This window comes from Pseudomonas sp. CHM02 (assembly GCF_000612585.1).
Classification (GTDB): domain Bacteria; phylum Pseudomonadota; class Gammaproteobacteria; order Pseudomonadales; family Pseudomonadaceae; genus Aquipseudomonas.
In genome coordinates this window covers 97,851-104,607 of the sequence record NZ_JFCA01000024.1, presented here as the reverse complement: position 1 = coordinate 104,607, position 6,757 = coordinate 97,851, and the positions used below count along the sequence as shown (strand labels likewise).

The window sequence follows — 6,757 nt, the reverse complement described above, 5'->3', positions numbered from 1 at the left end:
AGGATCAAGACCAAGATCAAAAGCAAGAGCACGGCGGCCTGGTAGCCGGGCTGAGTGGTTGGATCAAAGGCAGGTACGTGTAGGAGCTGGCTTGCCGGCGATGCAGGCACCTCGGTACCTCAGGCACACCCAGGCGATCTCTTCGTTGACGAGGCGATGCAGGGTTCAGCGCACCGCGCTGACCCCATCGAGCGTGGAAAACGAGGTGTCCTTGGCGGTCAGCAGGAAGTCGCGCATATACGGCGCATCCAGCATGTCTGCACGAATCGCCGCATACAGCGTCGCGAACAAACCTTTCTCGCCCAGGCGCTTGGCCTTCACGTAGCCGCGCGAGCTGTATTCATGCAGCGCCCAATGGGGCATGCCGCACACGCCACGGCCGCTGGCCACCAATTGCATCATCATCACCGTCAGTTCCGAGGTGCGTACCTGCGCGGGTTCGACGTCGGCAGGTTCGAGGAAGCGGGTGAAGATGTCCAGGCGGTCGCGTTCGACCGGGTAGGTGATGAGGGTTTCGGTCAGCAGGTCTTCCGGCACCACGTACGGCTTGTGCGCCAGCGGGTGCTGGTTGGCGACCGCGAGCATGGCTTCGTAGGTGAACAGCGGCACGTAGGTAATGCCGGGCAACTCCAGTGGGTCGGACGTCACCACCAGGTCCAGATCACCACGGGCCAGGGCCGGGAGCGGCGCGAAGGCAAAACCGGAGGCCAGGTCCAACTCGACCTCCGGCCAGGCATCACGGAACTGGTCGATGGTCGGCATCAGCCACTGGAAGCAACTGTGGCACTCGATCGCCATGTGCAGGCGCCCGGCGGTGCCGCCGGCCAATCGCGCGATGTCGCGTTCGGCACCACGCAGCAGCGGCAGGGTGGCGTCGGCCAGTTGCAGCAGGCGCAGGCCGGCGCTGGTGAAGCGCAGCGGCTTGGTCTTGCGCACGAACAGCGGCATGCCCAGGCGCTCTTCCAGCTCCTTGAACTGGTGGGACAGCGCCGACTGTGTCAGGTGCAGGCGCTCGGCGGCTTCCACCAGGCTGTCGGCTTCGCGCAGGGCGTGCAGCGTCTTGAGATGACGGATTTCGAGCACGGGCTCTCCATGAATACAATTTGTGATGAATTGGAATGCCGTGAGTTTGTCTCATGTTGGCGGGTCTGTCGATAAGCAGGTCGACATGACCGCTGAGCACTCTTCATCAAACTGTCACGCAACTGTGGCAGCGCGCTTGAACAAACTTCATCAGACTCGCGCTCTACTGGGGTTCTGCGTTTCGGTGTTTTTCATGCGCGTGTTGCTTTTACTGGCCGCTCTCTTGTTCGGCCTGCCGTCTTTTGCGGCTTCTCGATGTGATGTCAATGTCCCGACCCAAACGGTCGACCTGGCTCAGGTGAGCATCGCCTACCAGAGTATCGGCCGTGCGTCCGATCCGGCCTTGCTGATGGTGATGGGCCTGGGCGGGCAACTGATCCACTGGCCCGACGAAGTTGTCGTCGCCCTGTGCCAGCAAGGGTTTCGGGTGATCCGCTACGACAACCGTGACGTCGGCCTGTCCACGTGGCGCCAGGCGCCCGCGAGCGCCAACCTGACCTTCGAGGTGCTGCGCTACAAGCTCGGCCTGCCGGTGGCGGCGCCGTATACCTTGACCGATATGGCCGATGACGCCATCGGTTTGATGGACGCCTTGCAGATCGAGCAATTCCACGTGCTGGGCGCGAGCATGGGCGGCATGATCGCCCAGCACCTGGCGGCCATGGCGCCGCAACGGGTCGAGAGCCTCACGTTGATCATGACCAGCTCCGGTGCCGAAGGCCTGCCGGCGCCGAACGCGGCGCTGGTGCAATTGCTGTCGCGGCGCAGCGCGCCGAACCGTGAAGTGGCCCTGGAGCAGCAAGCCGATCTGCTCGCTGCGCTGGGCAGCCCGAACGTGAAGGATGATCGCCAGGTCTTGCTGCACCAGGCGGCGCTGTCCTACGACCGGGCCTTCAACCCGGACGGCGTCAAGCGCCAGATCATGGCGATCCTCGCCGAACCGAGCCGTGTGCCGTTGCTCAACCAACTGCGCGTGCCGACCCTGGTGGTGCACGGCACCGCCGACCCGTTGCTGCCGGTAATGCATGGCGTGCACCTGGCGGCGCATATCCAGGGCAGCCAGTTGAAACTGATCCCCGGCCTCGCCCATCGTTTCCAGGAGGCGTTCAAGGCGCCGTTGCTGGCGGCGGTGCTGCCGTACCTGCAAGCGCATCGCGAAGATGCCGCGCACTGGGCGCAGATCGATCCGGTCGGCCCTTCGAAGCTGCTGTGACATTGGTGTATCGTGCAACCTTTGCGGCCCATTCAAGCCAGCGAGGTTGCCTGCCATGAGTACTCCCCTGAAAATCGATTTCGTCAGCGACGTGTCCTGCCCCTGGTGCATCATCGGCCTGCGCGGCCTGACCGAAGCCCTCGACCAGCTTGGCGCCGAGGTGCAGGCCGAGATCCATTTCCAACCGTTCGAACTGAACCCGAACATGCCTGCCATCGGTCAGAACATCGTCGAGCACATCACTGAAAAATACGGCTCCACCGCCGAGCAATCCCAGGCCAACCGTGAGCGCATCCGCGACATGGGCGCCGCGTTGGGCTTCGCCTTTCGCACCGACGGCCAGAGCCGTATCTACAACACCTTCGATGCACACCGCCTGCTGCATTGGGCCGGGCTCGAAGGCTTGCAGTACAACCTCAAGGAAGCGCTGTTCAAGGCGTACTTCACCGATGGGCAGGACCCGTCCGACCACGCCACCCTGGCGATCATCGCCGAAAGCGTCGGCCTGGATATCAAACGCGCGGCCGAGATTCTCGCCTCCGACGAATACGCCGCCCAAGTGCGTGAGCAAGAGCAGCTGTGGATCTCCCGTGGCGTGAGTTCGGTGCCGACCATCGTGTTCAACGACCAGTACGCCGTCAGCGGTGGCCAGCCAGCGGAAGCTTTTGTAGGCGCCATCCGGCAGATCATCAGCGAATCCAAAAACTAACGCCGAACGCAGGTCAAAATGTGGGAGGGGGCTTGCCCACGATGACAGTGGACCAGTTAGAAAATCCCTGACTGATACACCGCCATCGGGGGCAAGCCCCCTCCCACATTTGTTTCTCAATTGTTTTTGAAATAAGTGCTGGCCCGTCCCTTGCATTGACCCTCTAACGCTTTTAGAGGGAACACTGCCTTGAACATTCTTGACCTAGACCACAGCCTCACGGGCCAGGCGCCGATTGCCCGGCGTTTGGCCAATGGCCGCGCCCACCGTATCGACCTGCTCGACCTGGGCCCCAAGCTGCGCCTGTGGTCCACCGAAAAAACCTGGAAGCGCTTCGTCGAGCGCCTGGCCCAACGGCCTCGGCCCACGGATGCGCGGCCGGAAATCCTGTTTGTCGGCTCCGGCGACTATCACCACCTCACGCCGGCATTTCTCGCGGATCTCAAAGAACCGATCAGCCTGATCCACTTCGACAACCACCCCGACTGGGTGCGCTTTGCGCCCAAGCGCCACTGTGGTTCCTGGGTCAACCGTGCGCTGAAAATGCCGGCGATCAAACGCATCGTCACCCTCGGCCCCTGCAGCGATGACCTGCATAACCCGCAACTGCGCGGCGGCAACCTTGGCGCTCTCAAGCGCGGGCATTTGCAGCTGTTTCCCTGGCAGCACGCGCCCTCCAAAGTCTGGGGGCGGGTAGGGGATGGCGCAGGTCATCGGCAACAGGAAGACCACCTGCACTGGCGCAACCTGGCCGAGCTGGATTGGGCGGCGTTCCTCGATCAGATGATCAGCAGCCTGCCCACCGAAGCAATCTGGATCACCCTCGACAAAGACGTGCTCGCCAGTGAAGACGCGGCGACCAACTGGGATCAGGGCGGCATGCGCCTGACCCACCTGCTGCAAGCCCTGCGGGCCTTGGCGGCGCGCAAGCGCATCATCGGCATCGACGTGTGCGGCGAGTTCGCCCAGCCGGTCTTCAGCAACGCGTTCAAGCGTTGGGAAGCCAACTCCGACCAGCCGCCACCGCAGCGCTGGAGCGCCGAAGACCTGCAGCGCAACGCTGCTACCAATGAAGCCCTGATCGACCTGTTTGAGGAGTTGTTCCCGTGACCCTGACCGTGGTGTTGCTGGTGGCGTTTTCCATCGTGCTCGATGTGATTGGCCAGCTGTGTTTCAAGATCGGCCTGGACCGGTTGCCCGAGCTGGATGGCGGTTTTCGCCTGAATGCGTTCTGGGGCCAGGTGTTCAATGCGCCACTGCTGTGGGCCGGGATCGGTGCCTATGCGATCGAATTCTTCGTGTGGCTCGAGGCCCTGTCCCGCGCACCGTTGAGCCTGTTGTTCCCGGCCGCCGCGCTGGCGTATTGCGGGGTGGTGCTGGCGGGCAAGGTGGTGCTGGGCGAGACCGTCAGCCGCCGCCGTTGGTTGGGCACGCTGGTGATTACCTTGGGTGTGATGTTGGTGGCGATTGCAGGGAGCCAGGCATGAGTACGCAAACGATGAATACCGGATGGCTGCACGGGCGCTTCGGCACGGTGGTGCTGTGGGCCTTGTTGATCTGTACCGAAAGCGCCGGCCAGTTGTTCACCAAAGTGGCCGGGGACCAATTGGGGCAGATGGATTTCAATTGGCAATGGCTGGGTGAAGTGGCCCGCAACCCTGGGATCCTGGCGGCGACCGCCAGCTACATCGGCGCGTTTTTCGTGTGGATGCTGATCCTGCGGCGCAGCAGCCTGTCCCTGGCGTTTCCGCTGAGTTCACTGGTGTTTGTGGTGGTGCTGCTGGGGTCGTGGCTGGGGTTGGGGGAACATATCAGCCCGCTGCACTGGGTGGGGGTGGCGGTGATTATCGCCGGCATCGCCCTGTTGGCCGAAGGCGAAGAAAACTGATCACGTTGGCCTGGCTTGATTTTTGTGGTGAGCGAGCTTGCCTCGCGCAGGGCAAGCCTGCTCACCACAGGGGTTAGTGGCGAGTCAGGGTTTTTTGTGCGCTACCAGGAAGCCCAACCCGTGTGACACTGGAAGCTGCTTCACCCCCGCCTCACGCTGTTGCTCGGCAATCTCCCGATGAAACGCCTTCACCTTGGTCCAGTGCATCTTCGGCCGGTAGTGGTGCTCGGCGTGGTAGCCGTTGTTCATCCAGATCAGGTTGTACAGCACGCTGTAGGAACTCACCCCCCAGGCAATCGGCAGGTCCGGGTTGCCGCCGAAGTGTTCGTAGTAGCCATTGAGCGATGACAGGCACTGGCCCAGGTACCAGAACGGCAACAGCCACAGCACCGCCTGCCAGTTGTAGAACGCCAGGGCGATATAGAACGCCACCGTCACGCCTATCTCGATTTTGACCCACCGCGCATCGGCCGGGCGCTTGCGCTTCATCTCGTCATAGAACGGCTTGGGATCGTCGCGAAAAAAACTCAGGAAGGTATAGGCCCACGGGTTTTCCGGTTGGCCATCGTGGCCGCGCTGGTAGATCGACAGCGGGTCGATGGTTTTGCCATCCGGGCCCGGCAGGTCGGCGTTGCCACGGTGATGGCGGTTGTGGATATCGCGGTAGAGCGTCTGGGAAAAACCGATGGTCACCGACAGCAGCAGGTCGAAGGCCCGGTTCATCGCGCGATGGGTGAAGTAGGCGTTGTGGATCTGGTTGTGGGAGATGCTGTTGATGCTCCACGACAGACTGATCGCGTAGACCAGCGCCAGGGGCACCAGGGCCCACCAGCTCAGGCCATGGAAGGCGGTAACCAGCCAGATGACAAAGGCGAAATGTGCCAGGCCCAGGGCGATGGGTACCAGGTCCCAGAGCGAGTGATGCAGCAGGCGGTAAGCGGGGCGAGCCATGAAGAGTGTCCTGGAAAAAGTGGGTTCCAGGACCTCATTGCAAACCCCAGACCAACCTCAATCGAAGGTGTAGCTGATGGCTGTCTGCACCTGGCCCTGGTTCACTTCGCCGGTCTGCCGGACGATGCTGCTGTCTGCCGCCGAGCCCACCAGATGCACCCAGCTGGCACTGGTCAGCAACGACCATTTGGTCGCCAGGGGAAACTCGAAACTCTGGGTCAACGTCACGTTCTGGAAGCCGCCGCCGGCGTTGTATGGACGAAAGCCCGAAGCGGCCGCCTCGTTGTCATCCACGCCGAAAAACGTCTGGGTTTGGCGTGCATCGGCGAAGTGCGCCACCAGGCCGCTGCTGCCGATGACCCCGCTGCCCAGCGGGTAGCCCAGTTCGCCACCGACCTTCCCCAGCGCGCCGCTCTGCGAGTGGCCGCCGCCGACCGCCTGGCCCAGCTGTGCGTACACCCGCCAGAAATCAGCCGGCGCGTATTGGACGAAACCGCCTACCTCGGCCATGTCCGACACATTGCGCAGCCCCTGCAGCGAGCCGTTCGAGGTGCGCCCCGGCAGGTAGTTGATATACGGGCCGGCAGTGACGCCATGGGTGTTCAGGGCGCTCCAGGTCAAGCCGTCATCGGTGCTCAGGCTGACAGTGCCCCAGTCCAGATCGAAATAGGGCACGGGCCGCGTTTCGTAGCGGCTGCCAGTTGGGTCATGGGGTTGGTAGCTGACGCCCGCGCCGACTTCGCCGGTGATACCGTCGGCCCGAGCCGCGTTCGAAGCGCTCCAGAGGCCCAGTAAACCGGCCAGTGCAGCGCAAGTGATCCTCAACATGGTCACTGTTCCTTGATTGATTACGTGCGCATGAACGCGCAAAGCGTTGACCTCGCGCAAGCACTCATCTTGTTTGTAGCAAGCT

Annotated in this window: 8 protein-coding genes; 5 read left to right on the top strand and 3 right to left on the bottom strand. The window is 62.7% G+C overall.

Going from position 1 to position 6,757, the window contains the following annotated elements; all coding sequences use genetic code 11:
- Positions 1 to 165: 165 nt before the first annotated feature.
- Positions 166 to 1,083 carry a transcriptional regulator MetR gene (gene metR / locus BM70_RS0115755; protein ID WP_025856903.1) on the bottom strand — a complete coding sequence of 306 codons (918 nt, stop codon included), beginning with the start codon at positions 1,081 to 1,083 and terminating at the stop codon, positions 166 to 168.
- Between the two features lie 193 nt (positions 1,084 to 1,276).
- On the opposite strand from metR, the gene BM70_RS0115750 reads away from it, so the two are divergent.
- The 5 genes from BM70_RS0115750 (at position 1,277) to BM70_RS0115730 (ending at position 4,893) form a co-directional block, all read left to right on the top strand.
- The gene (locus BM70_RS0115750) at positions 1,277 to 2,296 is read left to right on the top strand and encodes an alpha/beta fold hydrolase (RefSeq protein WP_025856902.1); all 1,020 of its coding nucleotides are present in this window, start codon (positions 1,277 to 1,279) and stop codon (positions 2,294 to 2,296) included.
- 55 nt (positions 2,297 to 2,351) lie between these two features.
- The gene (locus tag BM70_RS0115745) at positions 2,352 to 3,005 is read left to right on the top strand and encodes a DsbA family oxidoreductase (protein WP_025856901.1); all 654 of its coding nucleotides are present in this window, start codon (positions 2,352 to 2,354) and stop codon (positions 3,003 to 3,005) included.
- Positions 3,006 to 3,194: 189 nt separating this feature from the next.
- Positions 3,195 to 4,115: an arginase gene (locus BM70_RS0115740; protein WP_025856900.1), complete on the top strand. Its 921-nt coding sequence runs from the start codon at positions 3,195 to 3,197 to the stop codon at positions 4,113 to 4,115.
- Positions 4,112 to 4,492, top strand: coding sequence for a transporter (locus tag BM70_RS0115735; RefSeq protein WP_010212789.1), 381 nt, complete (start codon positions 4,112 to 4,114; stop codon positions 4,490 to 4,492). The genes BM70_RS0115740 and BM70_RS0115735 overlap by 4 nt, the downstream gene beginning before the upstream one ends.
- Entirely contained in the window at positions 4,489 to 4,893 is a 405-nt protein-coding gene (locus BM70_RS0115730) for an EamA family transporter (RefSeq protein WP_025856899.1), read from the top strand. The genes BM70_RS0115735 and BM70_RS0115730 overlap by 4 nt, the downstream gene beginning before the upstream one ends.
- An 84-nt stretch (positions 4,894 to 4,977) precedes the next feature.
- Here the strand turns inward: BM70_RS0115730 and BM70_RS0115725 are convergent, their stop codons facing one another.
- Both BM70_RS0115725 and BM70_RS0115720 read right to left on the bottom strand, forming a co-directional pair.
- The gene (locus BM70_RS0115725) at positions 4,978 to 5,844 is read right to left on the bottom strand and encodes a fatty acid desaturase (RefSeq protein WP_025856898.1); all 867 of its coding nucleotides are present in this window, start codon (positions 5,842 to 5,844) and stop codon (positions 4,978 to 4,980) included.
- Positions 5,845 to 5,901: 57 nt separating this feature from the next.
- Positions 5,902 to 6,672 (bottom strand): MipA/OmpV family protein, encoded by a 771-nt coding sequence (locus BM70_RS0115720; protein WP_025856897.1) that lies wholly within the window; start codon positions 6,670 to 6,672, stop codon positions 5,902 to 5,904.
- Positions 6,673 to 6,757 lie beyond the last annotated feature (85 nt).

Bases quoted from the DNA above. Each gene is read 5' to 3' on its own strand.
- BM70_RS0115725 (WP_025856898.1), bottom strand. From the start codon at position 5,844: ATGGCTCGCCCCGCTTACCGCCTGCTGCATCACTCGCTCTGGGACCTG.
- BM70_RS0115720 (WP_025856897.1), bottom strand. From the start codon at position 6,672: ATGTTGAGGATCACTTGCGCTGCACTGGCCGGTTTACTGGGCCTCTGG.
- BM70_RS0115745 (WP_025856901.1), top strand. From the start codon at position 2,352: ATGAGTACTCCCCTGAAAATCGATTTCGTCAGCGACGTGTCCTGCCCC.
- BM70_RS0115730 (WP_025856899.1), top strand. From the start codon at position 4,489: ATGAGTACGCAAACGATGAATACCGGATGGCTGCACGGGCGCTTCGGC.
- BM70_RS0115750 (WP_025856902.1), top strand. From the start codon at position 1,277: ATGCGCGTGTTGCTTTTACTGGCCGCTCTCTTGTTCGGCCTGCCGTCT.